The 17306-nt window shown below is 63.5% G+C and carries 13 protein-coding genes and 1 riboswitch; of the genes, 7 read left to right on the top strand and 6 right to left on the bottom strand.

Annotation, left to right across the window (positions count from 1 at the left end; all coding sequences use genetic code 11):
- Positions 1-3 precede the first annotated feature (3 nt).
- On the bottom strand, positions 4-789 hold the full coding sequence (locus G6P99_RS42375) for an ABC transporter ATP-binding protein (RefSeq protein ID WP_029079385.1): 786 nt from the start codon (positions 787-789) through the stop codon (positions 4-6).
- Positions 786-2756 (bottom strand): AMP-binding protein, encoded by a 1971-nt coding sequence (locus G6P99_RS42370; RefSeq protein WP_029079384.1) that lies wholly within the window; start codon positions 2754-2756, stop codon positions 786-788. The genes G6P99_RS42375 and G6P99_RS42370 overlap by 4 nt, the downstream gene beginning before the upstream one ends.
- A 740-nt stretch (positions 2757-3496) precedes the next feature.
- Positions 3497-3607: riboswitch (guanidine-I (ykkC/yxkD leader) on the top strand.
- Positions 3608-3686: 79 nt separating this feature from the next.
- Between G6P99_RS42370 and G6P99_RS42365 the strand changes: the two genes are divergently transcribed.
- From G6P99_RS42365 to G6P99_RS42335, 7 genes are all read left to right on the top strand, one after another.
- The gene (locus G6P99_RS42365) at positions 3687-4760 is read left to right on the top strand and encodes a putative urea ABC transporter substrate-binding protein (protein ID WP_029079383.1); all 1074 of its coding nucleotides are present in this window, start codon (positions 3687-3689) and stop codon (positions 4758-4760) included.
- Between the two features lie 43 nt (positions 4761-4803).
- On the top strand, positions 4804-5622 hold the full coding sequence (locus tag G6P99_RS42360; protein WP_029079382.1) for an ABC transporter permease: 819 nt from the start codon (positions 4804-4806) through the stop codon (positions 5620-5622).
- Positions 5619-6452, top strand: coding sequence for an ABC transporter ATP-binding protein (locus G6P99_RS42355; protein ID WP_029079381.1), 834 nt, complete (start codon positions 5619-5621; stop codon positions 6450-6452). The genes G6P99_RS42360 and G6P99_RS42355 overlap by 4 nt, the downstream gene beginning before the upstream one ends.
- Positions 6449-7294, top strand: a complete 846-nt coding sequence (locus G6P99_RS42350; protein ID WP_029079380.1) for an urea amidolyase associated protein UAAP1 — start codon at positions 6449-6451, stop codon at positions 7292-7294. Before G6P99_RS42355 ends, G6P99_RS42350 begins: the two co-directional genes overlap by 4 nt.
- A complete protein-coding gene (locus G6P99_RS42345; RefSeq protein ID WP_029079379.1) occupies positions 7291-7944 on the top strand; it encodes an urea amidolyase associated protein UAAP2 in 654 nt (217 codons plus the stop codon). The genes G6P99_RS42350 and G6P99_RS42345 overlap by 4 nt, the downstream gene beginning before the upstream one ends.
- Before the next feature lie 3 nt (positions 7945-7947).
- On the top strand, positions 7948-11490 hold the full coding sequence (gene uca / locus G6P99_RS42340; protein ID WP_029079378.1) for an urea carboxylase: 3543 nt from the start codon (positions 7948-7950) through the stop codon (positions 11488-11490).
- A 168-nt stretch (positions 11491-11658) separates the two neighbouring features.
- Entirely contained in the window at positions 11659-13434 is a 1776-nt protein-coding gene (locus tag G6P99_RS42335; RefSeq protein ID WP_029079377.1) for an adenylate/guanylate cyclase domain-containing protein, read from the top strand.
- A gap of 80 nt (positions 13435-13514) precedes the next feature.
- Here G6P99_RS42335 and G6P99_RS42330 read toward each other — a convergent pair whose 3' ends face one another.
- From G6P99_RS42330 to G6P99_RS42315, 4 genes are read right to left on the bottom strand one after another with little or no spacing between them, the layout of a single operon-like run.
- Positions 13515-14210 carry an ABC transporter ATP-binding protein gene (locus tag G6P99_RS42330; protein WP_029079376.1) on the bottom strand — a complete coding sequence of 232 codons (696 nt, stop codon included), beginning with the start codon at positions 14208-14210 and terminating at the stop codon, positions 13515-13517.
- On the bottom strand, positions 14210-14959 hold the full coding sequence (locus tag G6P99_RS42325; protein ID WP_029079375.1) for an ABC transporter ATP-binding protein: 750 nt from the start codon (positions 14957-14959) through the stop codon (positions 14210-14212). The genes G6P99_RS42330 and G6P99_RS42325 overlap by 1 nt, the downstream gene beginning before the upstream one ends.
- Positions 14956-16248 carry a branched-chain amino acid ABC transporter permease gene (locus G6P99_RS42320; protein WP_029079374.1) on the bottom strand — a complete coding sequence of 431 codons (1293 nt, stop codon included), beginning with the start codon at positions 16246-16248 and terminating at the stop codon, positions 14956-14958. The genes G6P99_RS42325 and G6P99_RS42320 overlap by 4 nt, the downstream gene beginning before the upstream one ends.
- A complete protein-coding gene (locus G6P99_RS42315) occupies positions 16245-17192 on the bottom strand; it encodes a branched-chain amino acid ABC transporter permease (RefSeq protein WP_029079373.1) in 948 nt (315 codons plus the stop codon). The genes G6P99_RS42320 and G6P99_RS42315 overlap by 4 nt, the downstream gene beginning before the upstream one ends.
- Positions 17193-17306: the final 114 nt, after the last annotated feature.

Raw genomic sequence — 17306 nt, 5'->3', positions numbered from 1 at the left:
ACCTCAATGCGCGACGCCAAGATATGCGTCGATGACGGCTTGACTTCTCTTCACTTCATCAGGCGTGCCGTCGGCGATCTTTACGCCGTGATCGAGCACCGCTACGCGATCCGACAGATCCATGACCACGGCCATGTCGTGCTCGATCAAGGCGATGGTCGTGCCGTAATGGTTGTTCACATCAATGATGAAGCGCGACATGTCCTCCTTCTCCTCGAGGTTCATGCCTGCCATCGGCTCGTCGAGGAGAAGAAGGTCGGGCTCCATTGCGAGAGCGCGACCGAGTTCGACGCGTTTCTGCAAGCCGTATGGCAAACGCCCAACCGGTACCTTGCGGATTGTCTCGATCTCCAGAAAGTCGATGATCTCCTCGACCTTGCGCCGATGCTCCGCCTCCTCTGCGAGAGCAGGGCCATAACGCAGCACCTGCCAAAACAGCCCCCGACGCACCTTCAGGGTGCGGCCTGCCATGATGTTGTCGAGCGCGCTCATGCCCTTGAACAGGGCGACATTCTGAAAGGTGCGCGCGATGCCGCCGCGCGCCGCCTCGAAAGGCTGCATTTTGGCCCGGGCGCGCCCCTTGAAAGTGATGACGCCATGGTTGGGATGATAGAAGCCGTTGACGACGTTCAGCATCGAGGTTTTGCCGGCGCCGTTGGGGCCGATGATGGCTCGAATTTCGCCTTTTCTGACGTTGAACGAAACGTCCCGCAGTGCCTTGACGCCGCCGAAGGCCAGTGCCACGCCCTCGACCTGCAGCAGGATTTCGTTGGTGTCCGGCGCTCTCATGCTGCTCGTCCCAGCGATTCTGTCGGACCGATGACTTGCATGTCGCGCACCTTGACCCGTGCCGCGATCGTGCCCTTCCGGCCATCCTCAAAAGTCACTTCCGTGGAAATGTCGGCGTCATGCGCTCCGTTGTAGAGTGCCGTGACCAACGGCGCATAGCGTTCGGCAATGAAGCGGCGGCGCACCTTCTGCGTGCGGGTCAGTTCGCCGTCATCCGCGTCGAGTTCCTTGTGCAGAATGAGGAAGCGGCGAATCTGGGCGCCCGCAAGCAGCTTCTCCTTGGCAAGCGAGTGGTTCACCTCGGCGACGTCTTTCGCGACCATGTCGTAGACCATCGAATGCCCGGCAAGCTCCTGATAGGATCCGTAGGCGACGTTGTTGCGTTCCGCCCAATTCGCGACCGCGACCGGGTCGATGTTGAGCATGGCGCAAACGAAATCCCTGGAGTCACCGAACGTGATCGCTTCCTTGATATTGGGATAGAACTTCAGCTTGTTCTCAAGGTATTTCGGGGCAAACATCGTGCCGTCAGCCAGCCGACCGACGTCCTTCGCACGATCGATGATCTTCAGATGCCCGGTCTTCTCGTCGAAAAAGCCCGCATCGCCGGTCCTGACGTATCCGTCGGACGTCATGGCTTCCTCGGTCTTTGCCTGATCCTTGAAATATCCGAGGAACATGCCGGGCGATCGAAACTGCACTTCGCCCGATTCCACAATGCGGATGTCGACGTTGGGCGCCGGCGGACCAACCGTATCCGAGTGGATCTCGCCATCGGGCTGGCACGTGACATAGAGGAACGCTTCGGTCTGGCCGTAGAGCTGCTTCAGGTTCAGACCGATCGAGCGGTAGAACGCGAACAGATCCGGACCGATCGCCTCACCTCCAGTGTATGCGACGCGCAGCCGAGACATGCCAAGAACGTTCTTGAGAGGCTCGTAGACCAGCCAGCGCCCGAGCGCGTAGAGCAAGCGGCCTGACGGCGGCACAGGCCTTCCGGTCAGGACCTGCTCGCCATACCGGCGCCCGACGTCGAGAAAGTAGTTGAACATCCGCCGTTTGATCGGCGCAGCGTCCTCCATGCGGACCATCAGCCGCGTCAACATGGCCTCGAAAATTCGTGGCGGAGCCAAGTAGAAGGTTGGTCCGATCTCATGCCGATCCTGCTCAATCGTGTCGCTGTTTTCGGGACACGCGATGCAGTATCCAGCCACGAGGCCCTGCACATAGCTGACGTAGTGATCGCCCGCCCAGGCCAGCGGCAGATAGGCGAGCACCATGTCCTGGTCGGTCAGTCCGTCGAATCGCGTCGTATCGATTGCGGCATCGATGCAGCCTCGCGACGACAGCATGACGCCCTTCGGCGCGCCGGTCGTTCCCGACGTATAGAGGATGACCGCGATATCAGGACCGTTGCCTGTCTGAACCAATTCATCAATTCGTTCGCCCAGCGCCGCGTCAGCGGCAAGTGCCGCGCGGCCGTCGTCGATGACATCGCCGATTGCAATCGTTCGACTATGATCATAGCCGTCAAGGCCGCGCGGCTCGTCATAGACGATCTTGTCGAGTTGCAGCAGTCGATCGGACACCGACATGACCTTGTCGACCTGCTCCTGGTCTTGCGCCGCGACCAGCTTCGCCTCGGCGTGGGCGAGAACAAAAGCAAGTTCGTCGGCCACTGCATCCGCGTAAACCGGAACGGGAATCGCGCGCAGCACCTGCGCTGCCATCATGGTCCAGTAAAGCTTCGGCCGATTGGAGCCGACCACGGCGATTGTGTCGCCCGGCCGCAAGCCAAGGCGATGCAGACCCGCGGCGTAGGCGCGCACGATCTCGGCAACTTGAGCCCAGGTCCAGCTCTGCCAGATGCCAAGATCCTTATGGCGAAACGCCGGACGCGTGCCCAACTGCGCTGCATTCCGCAGCAGCAATTTGGGGAACGTGTCAAACGATCCGCCACCGGCCATGTCGGTCTCGATCCCAAAAACCGGCGCGTTGGTTCGCCCCTGCTTATGGTGATGCCGGCCCGTTTCGGGCAACAGCCATGCGAGTGCCGCAGGTTCCAAGATGACAGCGGATCGGGAGTCCTACAAGTGCCAGATTGATGGATCTTCCCCGGAGCAGTCCTGCGGGAGAGCGGACTTGCCACCAATTCCCGAGGCGAATCTTGCAGCCAACCAATCAAGAACGTTTCTGCCAGCAGGCTGATCGGCTCAGAAGGGGTAGCCCCAATGCCCGGCGAGCCTCATCTCTGACGGGCTGAGCGCGAGAACAGAGTCTCCGTCGCTCGATCTGCGAGCCCCAGGTCAATCGAATCAAGTCACGTCGTCGGGGCGCGACGCGATAGGACAGGCTTGCTGCCATCTACCTTGCGCGCGTCCAACTAGCGTCGATCTAGGGTATGGCTGCGCATTAGAGAGCCCGCGTCGTGGTCCGCTTCGGACCGCCGACGTCGCATCGCGGCGTCAGGCCGTAGCGGCCATGCAGTCCGCGCCAGAGGGCACTTAAAAGCTTGCGCATCGAACGTCGCTCTCGACATCAGCGATAGCGTGATGCTGCGGATGTTGCCGGCGAAATGACAGCGCCATTTCTGGGCAGGCCTGCGTAGTTTTTGAGCAAACGGCCATCGCGGCGCAGCGACCCGCACCAAAAAATCTTATGAGATTCAAATACCGGCGCTGTGGCACGTGTCGTGCATCACGGGCGTTGAGTTGGCCGCTAGGGTTCCGACCTTGAGAGACAAGGTGCTGGTCCGAGAGCAGCCGCTTGCGGGGGAGACATCCCCGCAGGTGCACGGCGGGATAAAAGCCCGGGAGACCTCGTTAGCCAAGGGATTGGCGGAGCGATGGTCTTTTCGCCAGTCCCTTTTTGTGAAGTTTTCGCAAGAGGGATCGGCAATGCACAAATTCAATTTCTTCCTCCGCTCTGTAGTCATCGGCTGCGCAGTTGCGCTCGCGGCCGCTTCTAGCGCCGACGCCGCACCGAAGAAAAGCTTCAAGGTCGCCTGGTCGATCTATGTCGGGTGGATGCCGTGGGGCTATGCGGCCGACACCGGCATCGTCAAGAAGTGGGCGGACAAATACGGCATCGCGATCGAGGTCAAGCAGTTCAACGACTACGTCGAATCGATCAACCAGTACACCGCCGGCGGCTATGACGCCGTCACCATCACCAACATGGACGCGCTGTCGATTCCCGCCGCCGGCGGCGTCGATACGACTGCGGTCGTGATGGGCGATTTCTCCAACGGCAACGACGCCGTGATCCTCAAGAACAAGGCCGATCTCGCCGCGATCAAGGGCCAGACTGTCAACCTGGTCGAATTCTCGGTGTCGCATTATCTGCTGGCGCGCGCGCTCGAGAGCAGCAAGCTGAGCGAGAAGGACGTCAAGGTCATCAACACCTCCGACGCCGATATCGCGGCGGCCTACAAGACACCTGATGTCACTGCAGTCGTGACCTGGAATCCGATTGTGACCGAAGTCCTTGGCTCGCCCGACGCCAAGAAGGTGTTCGATTCCTCGCAGATCCCCGGCGAGATCATGGACCTGATGGTGGTGAACACGGCGGTCGCCAAGGACAATCCCGACTTCGCCAAGGCGCTGGTCGGCATCTGGTACGAGACGATCTCCAAGATGACGGCGAACGATCCCGCCGCGAGGGCCGCCAAGGAGGCAATGGCCAAGGCCTCCGGCACCGATCTCGCCGGTTTCGACAGCCAGCTCTCGACCACCAAGCTGTTCGACAAGGCCACCGATGCCGAAGCTTTTACGCGCAGCAAGACGGTTGGGGCGACCATGGATCGGGTGCGCAAGTTCCTGTTCGAGAAGGATCTGCTCGGCAAGGGCGCGAAATCGGTCGACGCCGTCGGCATCGAGCTCGCCGACAAGTCGGTGCTGGGCGACAAATCGAACGTCAAGCTGCGCTTCGACCCGACCTACATGGACGAAGCCGCCAAGGGCAAGCTCTGACGCCAAGCTCTGACGTATCGCCCGCCTCAGGCAGGAGCCGACCATGCGACTTGTGAACATACGGCCGGGACGGCAGACGCGATTCTATCTGCTCGCGCTGCCGTTCCTGTTGGTCGCAATCGCCTACTTCGCCGGCTCCAGCGCGCGGCTCACGCAAAACCCGAACGACAAGCTGCTGCCGGCGCTGCCCAGCATGGTGCAGGCCGTCAAGCAGATGGCGTTTGAAGTCGACCCGCGCACCGGCAGCTATCTGATGGCCTCCGATACCGTCGCCAGCCTGGGGCGGCTGGGGTCGGCGCTGGCGATATCGACGGTGGCGGCGCTCATCCTCGGCATCGTGATCGGGCTGTTGCCGGGCGCCAACGCCCTGCTCGGGCCGTTCGTGTCGGTGACATCGATGGTGCCGCCACTGGCATTGTTGCCGATCCTGTTCATCGTGATGGGGCTCGGGGAAAACTCGAAGGTCGCGCTGATCGTGATCGGAACGCTGCCCTGCATGATCCGCGATCTCGCGATGAAAGTGCAGGAGTTGCCGCGCGAGCAGATCGTCAAGGCGCAGACGCTCGGCGCCTCGACCTGGCAGATCGCGCTGAGGGTCGCGGTGCCGCAAACCCTGCCGCGGCTGATCGACGTGCTGCGGCTGCAGCTGGGGCCCGCCTGGCTATTCCTGATCGCGGCCGAGGCGATCGCCTCGGATTCCGGGCTCGGCTACCGGATCTTCCTGGTGCGCCGCTATCTCGCCATGGACGTCATCATTCCCTACGTCGCCTGGATCACGCTGCTGGCGTTCCTGATCGATGTCGGCCTGCGCGTCATGCAACGCAGGCTGTTTCCCTGGTTTGCCTCGGTGAGGGCGGAATGAGCGCGATCCGTTTCGACGACGTCTGGAAGGAATATGGCGACCACATCGTGCTCGAGCGAATCACGATGGAGGTCGAGCCGCGTGCCTTCATTGCGCTGGTGGGCCCGTCCGGCTGCGGCAAGACCACGCTGCTCCGTATGCTGCTCGGCGAGGAGCAGCCGAGCCGCGGCCAGATCCTGGTCGACGGCAAGCCGCTGCCCGGCGAGCCGGACGCCGACCGGGGCGTGGTGTTTCAGCGCTACTCGGTGTTTCCGCATCTGACCGTGTTGCAGAACGTCATGCTCGGCCGCGAATTGCGCGACGCCAAATTCACCGCCCGGCTGTTCGGCGCAGCGCGCCGCGCCGCAGCCGATGATGCCATGAAACTGCTTGCCGAGGTCGGGCTCGCCGGCCAGGAGAACAAATATCCCTCCGCGCTGTCGGGTGGCATGCAGCAGCGCCTCGCGCTGGCGCAGGCGATCATGCGCGAGCCGAAAATCCTTTTGCTCGACGAGCCGTTCGGTGCGCTCGATCCGGGAATCCGCGCCGACATCCATGTTTTGATGAAGCGGCTGTGGAACGAGACCCATCTGACCGTCGTGATGGTCACGCACGACCTCAGCGAAGCGTTCGGGCTCGCAACGCGCGTGATCGCGCTGGAGCGGCAGCGCAACCGGCCGGAGGAACGCGAGCGCTACGGCGCCACGGTGTCGCGCGACCTCGAGATATTCCCGCGCCGCAGCGCCGAGCCGCGGTCATCAGTTCAGCCAGCTCCGATCGGGACGACCCGGTCAGGCAAGGAGCATCAGCCGGGACGGCCCGGCGCTCTCGTCTTGAAGGAGCAACCATGATCCTCACAGAGGAACAGAAGGCCGAGGTCGCGGCGCATACCCGACGTTACAACGAGTTGAAGGCGGCGGGACAGGAGCACGCGCCGCGTGCGCTGCCACAGCCGACCTCGCGCGACGCCGCGCCGATCGCCGCCGACGCGATCATCCACCGGGAGACGATTCCGGCCGGCTGGTACTGGACCACGCGGCTGAACCGCGGCGAGGCACTGCGCATCGTCAACCCGCTGGGGATATCGACCGTCAGCCTGCTGGCCTGGAACAGCGCCGATCCGATCGAGCGGCTCAACCATGCCGACACCATCAAGGTGCAGTGGGCGGCGCGGCTGCAGAAGGGACGGGTGCTGCTGTCGGACATGGGGCGTGCGCTGCTTGGCATCACCGAGGATACCAGCGCCGCGCATGATGCCGTGGTCGGCAGCTCGACTGCCGCCACTAACCTGGCGAAGTACGGCGACGGCGATTTCCGCAACACCCGCGACAATTTCCTGCTGGCCACGGCCAAGCTCGGGCTCGATCGCCGCGACGTCCATCCCTGCGTCAGCTTCTTTGCGCCGGTTGCGATCGACGCGGACGGCAAGTTCGTCTGGTCCCACGCGCGCCGGAAAAAGGGCGATTTCGTCGATTTGCGCGCGGAGATGGATCTCCTGATTGCGCTGTCGAACTGTCCGCATCCGCTCGATCCGGCGGAAACCTATCCGCAGGCGAGCGTGGAGGTCGTGCGCTACCGGGCCGATGCACCCGCAGTCGATGATTTGTGCCGCACCGCGACCGCGGAGGCGATCCGCGCCTTTGAAAATAATGCGCTGTATCTCGGCCAGACCTCGGAAGGAGCCGTGCGATGACCACGCAATCCGCCCGAACCGCCGGCCGCATCGTTCTCGACGTCGAAATTCCCGCGCGCAAGCCGTGGTCGGCCATCATCCGCAAGGGACAGACGCTGCGGATCACGGATACCCATGGTCAGCAGGCGGTCGATACGCTGTTTTATCGCGCCGACGATTTTCAGGAGCGCTACAGCGGCCAGGATACGCTGCGCGCGCAGGGCTCAGCCTATGTCGGCCTCGGCACGAAAATCATGTCCAATGAAGGCCGCGTGATGCTGCGTGTGGTGGCGGACAGCTGCGGCCTGCATGACACGTCGGCGGGCGCCTGCTCCTGCGAGAGCAACACGGTGCGGTTCGGGCACCAGACCCGCTACCAGCACGCCTGCCGCGAGAACTTTGTTTTGGAGGCCGCGAAATACGGCATGTCGAAGCGCGACATCGTGCCGAATTTGAACTTCTTCATGAACGTGCCGATCGACCCTGCCGGCAATTTCACCGTGGTCGATGGAGTCTCCAAGCCCGGCGACGCCATCGAGCTGGTGGCCGAGATGGACGTGCTGTGCCTGATCTCGAACTGTCCGCAGATCAACAATCCCTGCAACGGCTTTTTCCCGACGCCGGTGCAAGTCACGATCTTCGATGCCACGATCTTCGAGCCGGAGGCGTGAGGCATGTTCAGCAAGGTTCTGATTGCCAACCGTGGCGAGATCGCCGGGCGGATCGGCAAAACATTGCACCGCATGGGCATCGGCTCGGTCGCGGTCTATTCCGACGCCGACCGCTTCACCCGGCCGGTGCTCGACGCCGGCGAGGCGGTGCGGATCGGCCCGGCACCAGCGGCCGAGAGCTATCTCAACGTCGATGCGATCATGGCGGCCTGTCTTGCGACCGGCGCAGAGGCGGTGCATCCCGGCTACGGCTTCCTGTCGGAGAATCGCAGCTTTTCCGAGCGGCTCGCCGAGCACGGGATCAAATTTATCGGGCCCCGGCCTGAGCATCTCGACGCCTTCGGTCTCAAGCACAAGGCACGCGAGATCGCCGAGCGAAGCGGCGTGCCGCTGCTGCCGGGCTCCGGCCTGCTCGAGACCATCGATGAGGCGGTGCAGCAGGCTGACGTGATCGGCTTTCCCGTGATGCTGAAGAGCACGGCGGGCGGCGGCGGCATCGGCATGCAGCTCTGCCACGACATGGCGACGCTGCGTGAGAGATTCGAATCGGTGCAGCGCACCGCGCGGGCGAGCTTTGGCGACGCGCGGGTCTATCTCGAGCGGTTCGTTGCGCAGGCGCGCCACATCGAGGTGCAGATATTCGGCAACGGCAAGGGAGACGTTGTGGCGCTGGGCGAGCGCGATTGCTCGCTGCAGCGGCGCAACCAGAAGGTCTTTGAGGAGACCCCTGCGCCGGGGCTTTCAGCAGACATCCGGCGGCGGCTGCACGCGGCGGCGGTCTCGCTCGGCAAGGCGGTCGCCTACGAATCCGCCGGCACCGTGGAGTTCATCTACGACGTCGAGCGCGAGGACTTTTACTTCCTCGAGGTGAACACCCGTCTTCAGGTCGAGCACCCCGTCACCGAGCAGGTCTATGGCGTCGATCTGGTCGAATGGATGATCCGGCAGGCGGCCGGCGAGGATGTGCTGGGCCATGCCGGCGCGCTCACGCCGAAAGGCGCGGCGATCGAGGTGCGGCTCTATGCCGAGAATCCGGGCGCCGGCTTCCGCCCGAGCGCGGGCCGGCTGACGCAGGTCAGCTTCTCGCCGGATGCGCGGATCGACGGCTGGATCGAGACCGGCACGGAAGTGTCGCCGTTCTACGATCCGATGCTGGCCAAGATCATCGTGTCGGCCGAGACCCGCGAGGCCGCGATCGCGAAGCTGACGCAGGCGCTGGATGACACGGTCGTGGCCGGCATCGAGACCAATCTCGCCTATCTGCGTGCGATCGCGGCGTCCGACGTGTTCCGCAGCGGGCAGGTCGCGACCAGCGTGCTCGGCGCGTTCGCCTATCGTCCCCGCACCATCGACGTCGTCGCGCCCGGCGCGCAGAGCGGGGTGCAGGAATTGCCCGGCCGGCTGCATCTCTGGCATGTCGGCGTGCCGCCGAGCGGCCCGATGGACGAGCGGTCGTTCCGCCTCGCCAACCGCGTCGTCGGCAACCCGGAGACGACGACCGCGCTGGAGCTGACGGTCAACGGCCCGACTTTGCGCTTCAACACCGATGCGATCGTCGCGCTGTCGGGCGCTCGAATGAAGGCATCGCTCGACGGCGCCGAGGTTGCATATCACGAGCCGGTCGCGGTGCGCGCCGGCCAGACGCTCGCGATCGGCAGCATCAAGGGCCCGGGGCAGCGCAGCTATCTTGCCGTGCGTGGCGGCATCGACGTGCCGGAAATTCTCGGATCGCGCGCCGTGTTTGCGCTCGGTGCCTTCGGTGGTCATGCGACGGGGTCGCTGAAGGCCGGCGACGTGCTGCATATCGGAGCGGAGACGTCGAGCCTTGCAGCCCCGCGACGCGCAGAGGAAAGCGAGCAGCCAGAGCTCGCGTCAGCATGGCAGATCGGCGTGCTCTATGGCCCGCACGGTGCGCCGGACTTCTTTCTCGACGAAGATGTCGAGACGCTGTTTGCGGCGAGCTACGAGGTGCATTTCAACAGCGCGCGCACCGGCGTCCGGCTGATCGGTCCGAAGCCGCGCTGGGCCCGCGTCGATGGCGGCGAGGCCGGGCTGCATCCGTCGAACATTCATGACAATGCCTATGCAGTCGGCTCGATCGACTTCACCGGCGACATGCCGATCATTCTCGGCCCCGACGGACCGAGCCTCGGCGGCTTCGTCTGTCCGGCGGTCGTTGCGCGCGACGAGCTCTGGAAGATTGGCCAGCTCAGGCCCGGCGACACCGTCCGCTTCGTGCCGGTGAAACGCGACGATCCGGTCGCCGGACCCACGGTGCTGCGGGCGCCCGAGCTCGGTTCGGCGGTGGTCGGACGCAATAATGATGGCCCGATTCCGGTGGTCTACCGGCGCGCCGGCGACGACAATCTGCTGGTCGAATATGGCCCGATGGAGCTCGACATCGCGCTCCGCTTGCGCGTGCATGTGCTGGCGCAGGCGCTCGAGGAAGCGAAGCTCGGCGGCCTGATCGATCTGACGCCGGGCATCCGCTCGCTGCAGATCCATTATGACGGCACGGCGCTGTCGCGGCAAAAGCTGCTCGACGTGCTCAGGCGGATCGAGCGCGAATTGCCGCCGGTCGACGCGATGCGGGTGCCGAGCCGCACCGTGCATCTGCCGCTATCATGGCGGGATCCAGAGGCCGAGCTCGCGATGCGCAAGTATCAGGATCTGGTGCGGGTGGATGCGCCGTGGTGTCCCTCGAATGTCGAGTTCATCCGCCGCATCAACGGGCTTGCGAGCGAGAACGATGTCCGCCGCATCGTGTTCGATGCGGATTATTTCGTGCTCGGCCTTGGCGACGTCTATCTCGGCGCGCCGGTGGCGACGCCGCTCGACCCGCGGCACCGGCTGGTGACCACCAAGTACAATCCAGCGCGGACCTGGACGCCGGAGAACGCGGTCGGCATCGGCGGCGCCTATATGTGCATCTACGGCATGGAAGGGCCGGGCGGCTACCAGCTGTTCGGCCGCACCATCCAGGTCTGGAACAGCTGGCGCACGACGCGGGTGTTTGAGCCGGGCCACCCCTGGCTGCTGCGGTTCTTCGACAAGATCCGCTTCTTCCCGGTCGACGCCGATGAACTGCTCGACGCCCGCGCCGCATTCCCGCACGGGCAATACGACATCAGGATCGAGCAGGGCGAATTCTCCTACGCCGACTATGCCAAGACATTGACGGAAGCGCGCCCATCGATCGCGGCGTTCAAGGCAACCCAGCAGGCAGCGTTCGATGCCGAACGCCAGCGCTGGCGCGAGATGAAGCTCGACGAGGCGCCGGTGGAGTCGATCGATGCGGGTGCCGTCGCGACGGGTATTCCCGACGGCCAGCTCGGCGCCTTCTCGGAGGTGCCGGGCAACATCTGGAAGATCCTGGTCGAGGAGGGCGCCGAAATTGCCGCCGGCGACGTGCTTGCGATCATCGAGTCGATGAAGATGGAGATCTCGGTGCACGCGCCCGCCGCGGGCCGGATTGCATCGGTGCCGGTGAAGCCCGGGCAGACGCTGCGCGCGGGGGATGTGGTGGCGTTGATCCGGCCGGAGTAGAGGGCGCGTACTCATAGAGGTGTGACGTCCGCTTAGCCCTAAACAGCGGCGCTGAAGCGGACGTTGCACGGGTTTTCCGACGGGCAGCAGCCGAACATCGCTGGAGTGGGCTTCTGGTATCAACCTCTGATCTGTTCTACACTATGCCAACCGGTTGGATTGCCAGTCATGGTGCAAGAGCAGCCAGCGCGAGTCGAGCGTAGATTGTCGGCGATATTGGCCGCCGACGTGGCTGGCTACTCGCGGCTTATGCACGATGACGAAGAGACCACACACGCCAAACTTGGCGGTCTCCTAACAGACGTTGTTGAGCCCGCAATCGCCGAACACCGCGGCCGCATCGTCAAGCGAACCGGGGATGGGTTCCTGGCGGAATTTCCAAGTGCGGTCGAAGCGGTGAGAGCTGCTGTACGGTTTCAAGCACGCATCTTTGAACTCACGGCCGGTGACGCGAAAGACAGACGTATTGCTTTCCGCGTGGGCGTCAATATCGGTGACGTCATCGTCGAGCCGCACGACATCTTTGGAGATGGCGTTAACATCGCGGCGCGGCTTGAGGGCATTGCAGAACCCGGTGGCATCTGCATCTCGTCTTCTGCGTACGATCAAGTCCGAGGCAAGGTTGGAGTTGAGTTCGTCGATTTGGGCGAGCAGAGCCTCAAAAACATCGATCGCCCGGTCCGCGCCTATGCCACGGTTTCGTCGACACAAGCGGAAAGCGCAAGGGCGCGCCCGACTTCACCGCCGCCTCTGTCGATTATTGTATTGCCGTTCGCGAATCTCAGCGGCGATCCCAAGCAGGATTACTTCGTCGACGGTGTAACCGAGAGCCTGACAACCGACCTGTCGCGCATCAGGGGCTCGTTCGTGATCGGCCGTCACACCGCATTCACCTACAAGGACAAATCGGTCGATCTCAAGGAGATCGGGCGTGAATTGGGCATCCGCTATGTGCTTGAGGGCTCGGTCCAGCGCAGTGACAACCGGCTTCGGGTGAACGTGCAGCTTGTCGATGCCGAAACCGCCCATCACCTTTGGGCGGAGCGTTTCGACAAAGCTGTTGCCGATCTTTTCGACGTGCAAGACGAGATCGTGTCCCGGCTTGCAAACGCTTTAAATGCTCAACTCATCGCGGCTGAGGCAAGGCGAGCAGAGCGCTCGTTGCAACCGAATTCCTTGGATCTCTATTTTCGAGGCATGGCGCGCTGGAACAAGAGTTGGACCCCAGAGCACATGAAGCAAGCGCGAGGCTATTTCGAACGCGCGCTAGAACTCGATTCTGAAAATGTGGATGCATTGGTGGGAATTGCAGCGATCGACACGGCAAGTGCCGTCCATTTTATTGTCGATGATGTGAGTTCCCGATTTCAAGCGGCCGAGGCCGCTCTTGCGAAAGCGTTGTCGCTCGCTCCGGAACATGCGGCGGCTCACATGTTTCTGGGCTGCGTCCAAGTCTGTTCAGGTCATGCAGCGCAAGGCCTGGCGGAATGCGAGCACGCACTGGTCTTGAACAGGAATCTGGCTGAAGCGCATAGTACGCTCGGTGCCGTAAAGGCAATGGTTGGCCGGGCGGCAGACACCGAGGGACACATACAGGAAGCACTTCGATTGTCCCCGCTCGATGGGGCCGTGCATCGATGGATGAGTTATGTGGCGCTTTCCAAATTGTACTTCGGAGCCGATGCCGAGGCGGTGATATGGTTACGGCGGTCCCTGAAAGCGAATTCAAATTATCCTTGGGGTCACTTCGTACTCGCCGCTGCGCACTCGCTTTCAGGTGAATTGGACGAGGCGAGAGCCGCCACGAAGGCCGGACTCGCACTTGATCCAGGTTTCAACATCCGCCGATTGAAAGCCTTTCCATTCTCCGGCGATGAGTCGTTCCGGGCCGGAATTAGGCGCTTGATCAAGGGCATGCACTTGGCCGGTATACCGGAGGGCTGACTCGGATATGTCGGAGTTGGGTGAGAACCGGCAACGCTCTGATTGAGAACAGGCTTCTGCTCGGCTCCCAAGTGCCAACCTCACACCTCCAGCCATTCCTCGCGAATGGCGGCGTTGTTCTTCAGCTGCTCTGGCGTGCCTTCGAACACTACGCGGCCGTGGCCCATGATGTAGACCCGGTTCGAGATCTTCATCGCGATCGAGAGCTTCTGCTCGACCAAAAGGATCGCGACGCCGGCTTTCGCGATCCGTGCGATCAGCTCGCCGACCTGCTGCACGATCAGCGGCGCCAGCCCTTCGGTCGGCTCGTCGATCATCATCAACTCGGGATCGCCGAGCAGCGTGCGGCAGGTGGTCAGCATCTGCTTCTCGCCGCCCGACAGCACGCCCGCCGGCGTGTCGGCGCGCGCGGCGAGGTTGGGAAACATGTCGAGCATTTCCTGCAGCCGCCACTTGCCGGGGCGGCGCGGGTCCTTGATGCCGAGGATCAGGTTCTGGCGCACCGTCAGGCCCGGAAAGATGTCGCGATGCTCCGGCACATAGCCGAGCCCGAGGCGGGCGATCTTGTGGCTCGGCAGACCCGCGATGTCCTGGCCCTTGAAGCGGATGGTGCCCTGCGGCGGCACCTCGCCCATGATCGCCTTGACGGTGGTGGAGCGGCCGACGCCGTTGCGCCCCAACAGGCTGACCACCTCGCCGGCTGCGATGTCGAGATCGACGCCCTGCAGGATGTGGCTCTTGCCGTAATAAGCGTGGAGATTCCTGACCTCGAGCATCAGTCGACCTCCTCGCCGAGATAGGCTTCCTTGACCTTCGGGTTGCCGCGGATCTCCTCAGGGGTGCCGGAGGCGATGATGTGGCCGTAGACCAAAACCGAGATGCGGTCGGCGAGGCCGAACACCACGCTCATGTCGTGCTCGACGATGACGAGCGTGCGTCCTTCGGTGAGGCGGCGGATCAGCGCGACGGCGCGCTCGGTCTCGGCGTGGCTCATGCCCGCGGTCGGCTCGTCCAGCATGATGACGCTGGCGCCGCCGGCGATCGTGATGCCGATCTCGAGCTCGCGCTGCTCGGCGTAGGTGAGCAGGCCCGCCGGCACGTCGCGGCGATGGCTGAGATGGATGTCGTCGAGGATCTGCGCGGTGCGCTGTCTCACCTCGGGCAGCTTGTCGACGTTCTTCCAGAACGCGTAGCGGTGGCCGGTCGCCCACAGCACGGCGCAGCGGACGTTCTCCCACACCGTCATGCGGGCGAACACGTTGGTGACCTGGAACGAGCGCGACAGCCCGCGCCGGTTGATCTCGAACGGCCGCAAGCCCGAGGTCACCTCGCCGTTGAGCCGGATCTCGCCCGAGGTCGGCTTGATGTGGCCGCTGATCAGGTTGAACGTCGTCGACTTGCCGGCGCCGTTCGGGCCGATGATGGCGTGGCGCTCACCCTTGGCGACGCTCAAATTGAGATCGCGGATGATGGCGACATTGCCGAAGCTCTTCTCGACGGCGTTGACTTGGATGGCAGCGGTCATGCCAGATACCCCCGATCACGGGCCACCGTCGCGGCGCGATCCCAGGCTTCCGCGACGCGCCGCCAGGTGATGCGCGCGACCAGGAAGCCGCCGACCACCAGAACCGCGGCGGCCGCCCAGGTCGTCGGCGCGGTCGGGACAAAGGCAATGCCCAGAAGGTTGATCGCGTCGCCGCTCGCGAAACGGGCGACGGTTTCGATGGTCAGGATGATACCGAGCACCAGCGCGAGTGTCGGGATCACCGCGACCAGGTAGGACGGGATCACGGTGCCAAGGGTGCCGGCGCGGATCAGCGGACGGTGCTTCATCAAAATGCCGGCGATGCCGCCCGGCGCGAACATCACGATGACGATGAAGATAATGCCGAAATAGAGCTGCCAGACCGAGGTGACGTTGCTCAGCCCGAGCTGCAGATAGGTCACCAGGATGGCGCCGAGGATCGGACCGAAGAAATAGGCGGTGCCGCCGATGAACGCGGCAAACAGCACCAGGCCCGATTGCGTCGCGCCGAGATAGGCGGAGTTGGCGATCTCGAAATTGATCGCGGCGAGCCCGCCGGCGATGCCGGCGAAGAAGCCCGCGAACATGTAGGCGAGATAACGCACCACATGCGGATCGTAGCCGATGAACTGGACGCGCTCCGGATTGTCGCGCACCGCGTTGCAGATGCGCCCCAACGGCGTGCGGGTCAGCGCGTACATCGCGATCGCCGAGGCCAGCACCCAGAACGCGATCAGATAGTAGACCTGAATCTGCGGCCCGAAGGTCCAGCCGAACATCGGCGTCAAGGCGGTGCGGTCGGTGGTGATGCCGGATTCGCCGCCGAAAACGCTGCGCAGGATCAGCGACGACGAGGCGACCAGCTCGCCGATGCCGAGCGAGATCATCGCAAACACCGTGCCGGCGCGCTTGGTCATCACCCAGCCGACCAGCAATGCGAAGGCCATGCCGCCGATGCCGCCGATCAGCGGGATCACCGGCAGCGGGATCGGCCAGTTGTGGCTGGCAACCGCATTCATGGCGTGGACCGCGAGGAAGCCGCCGAGGCCGTACTGAACGGCGTGTCCGAACGACAGCAGCCCGGTCTGGCCGAGCAAAATGTTGTAGGACAGCGCGAAGATGATCGCGATGCCGATCAGGCTGAACGAGGTCAGCGAACCGCCGGAGGAGAAGATCAGCGGCAGCACGACGAGGGCGATGGCGGCGAGCAGCCAGACGCCATAGAAGCCGAGGGCGCCACTGGACTCTTGCTTGGCAACGGCGGGAGCGGGGGTTACAGCGTTCGTCATGACTCGCGCGTCCCCAATAGGCCCATGGGGCGGAAGATCAGGACCAGCACCAGCAGCACATAGGGCAGGATCGGCGCGATCTGCGCGATCGTGACGTTCCAGATGTCGGTCAGCGGTGAGGCGCCAAGGCTCGGGTCGAGCGGGCCGAACACGCTGGCGAGCGAACCGTTCAGCGCGACCGCGAAGGTCTGGATCAAACCAATCAACAGCGAAGCGATGAAGGCGCCGGGCAACGAGCCAAGGCCCCCGAACACGATGACGACGAACAGGATCGGGCCGAGCAGCGCGGCCATATCAGACTGCGTCACCAGCGAGGGACCGGCGATGACGCCGGCGAGGCCGGCGAGCGCGCTGCCGACGCCGAACACCAGCATGAAGATGCGCCCGACATTGTGGCCGAGATGGCCGACCATGCTCGGATGGGTCAGCGCGGCCTGCACGATAAGGCCGACCCGTGTCTTCTTCAGCGTGACCAGGAGCGCGATGAAGATCACGACCGACACCACGAGCATGAAGATCTTGTAAGCGGGGTAGTTGGTGGAGAATACGGTGAAGGCGGGGAAGTCGAGCGCCGCCGGGACCCGGTAGTCGACTGGACTCTTGCCCCAGATCATCGAGACAATCTCTTCGATGGCGAAGGCGAGGCCGAAGGTCAAAAGCAGCTCGGCGACATGGCCATGCTTGTGGGTGTTGCGCAGGCCGTAGCGCTCGACGCCCATGCCGACCACGCCGACCAAGAGCGGTGCAATCACCAGCGCCGGCCAGAATCCGATCCAGCGGGTGAGCTGAAAGCCGAAGAACGCGCCGAGCATGTAGAAGCTCGCATGCGCGAAATTGAGCACGCCCATCATGCTGAATATGACGGTGAGCCCGCTGGACAGCAGGAACAACAGCATGCCGAACAAGACGCCGTTGAGCGTCGAGATGACGATCAGTTCAGCCATGGTGCACCCGCTGAAAACTCGAACGCTTCACGTGATCAAACACCTGTCGAACGAAATGAACTGCGTGTCATTCCGGGGCGCTCGCGTTAGCGAGCGAACCCGGAATCTCGAGAT

The sequence above is a fragment of the Bradyrhizobium sp. 6(2017) genome (assembly GCF_011058295.2).
Lineage (GTDB): Bacteria > Pseudomonadota > Alphaproteobacteria > Rhizobiales > Xanthobacteraceae > Bradyrhizobium > Bradyrhizobium septentrionale.
Note: the sequence above shows the minus strand (reverse complement) of the source record. Positions and strands in the feature narration are given on the sequence as shown.

What these genes read in the sequence shown, in the direction of transcription:
- G6P99_RS42375 (WP_029079385.1), bottom strand. Translation starts at nt 789, where the DNA reads ATGAGAGCGCCGGACACCAACGAAATCCTGCTGCAGGTCGAGGGCGTG.
- G6P99_RS42370 (WP_029079384.1), bottom strand. Translation starts at nt 2,756, where the DNA reads ATGGCCGGTGGCGGATCGTTTGACACGTTCCCCAAATTGCTGCTGCGG.
- G6P99_RS42365 (WP_029079383.1), top strand. Translation starts at nt 3,687, where the DNA reads ATGCACAAATTCAATTTCTTCCTCCGCTCTGTAGTCATCGGCTGCGCA.
- G6P99_RS42360 (WP_029079382.1), top strand. Translation starts at nt 4,804, where the DNA reads ATGCGACTTGTGAACATACGGCCGGGACGGCAGACGCGATTCTATCTG.
- G6P99_RS42355 (WP_029079381.1), top strand. Translation starts at nt 5,619, where the DNA reads ATGAGCGCGATCCGTTTCGACGACGTCTGGAAGGAATATGGCGACCAC.
- G6P99_RS42350 (WP_029079380.1), top strand. Translation starts at nt 6,449, where the DNA reads ATGATCCTCACAGAGGAACAGAAGGCCGAGGTCGCGGCGCATACCCGA.
- G6P99_RS42345 (WP_029079379.1), top strand. Translation starts at nt 7,291, where the DNA reads ATGACCACGCAATCCGCCCGAACCGCCGGCCGCATCGTTCTCGACGTC.
- uca (WP_029079378.1), top strand. Translation starts at nt 7,948, where the DNA reads ATGTTCAGCAAGGTTCTGATTGCCAACCGTGGCGAGATCGCCGGGCGG.
- G6P99_RS42335 (WP_029079377.1), top strand. Translation starts at nt 11,659, where the DNA reads ATGGTGCAAGAGCAGCCAGCGCGAGTCGAGCGTAGATTGTCGGCGATA.
- G6P99_RS42330 (WP_029079376.1), bottom strand. Translation starts at nt 14,210, where the DNA reads ATGCTCGAGGTCAGGAATCTCCACGCTTATTACGGCAAGAGCCACATC.
- G6P99_RS42325 (WP_029079375.1), bottom strand. Translation starts at nt 14,959, where the DNA reads ATGACCGCTGCCATCCAAGTCAACGCCGTCGAGAAGAGCTTCGGCAAT.
- G6P99_RS42320 (WP_029079374.1), bottom strand. Translation starts at nt 16,248, where the DNA reads ATGACGAACGCTGTAACCCCCGCTCCCGCCGTTGCCAAGCAAGAGTCC.
- G6P99_RS42315 (WP_029079373.1), bottom strand. Translation starts at nt 17,192, where the DNA reads ATGGCTGAACTGATCGTCATCTCGACGCTCAACGGCGTCTTGTTCGGC.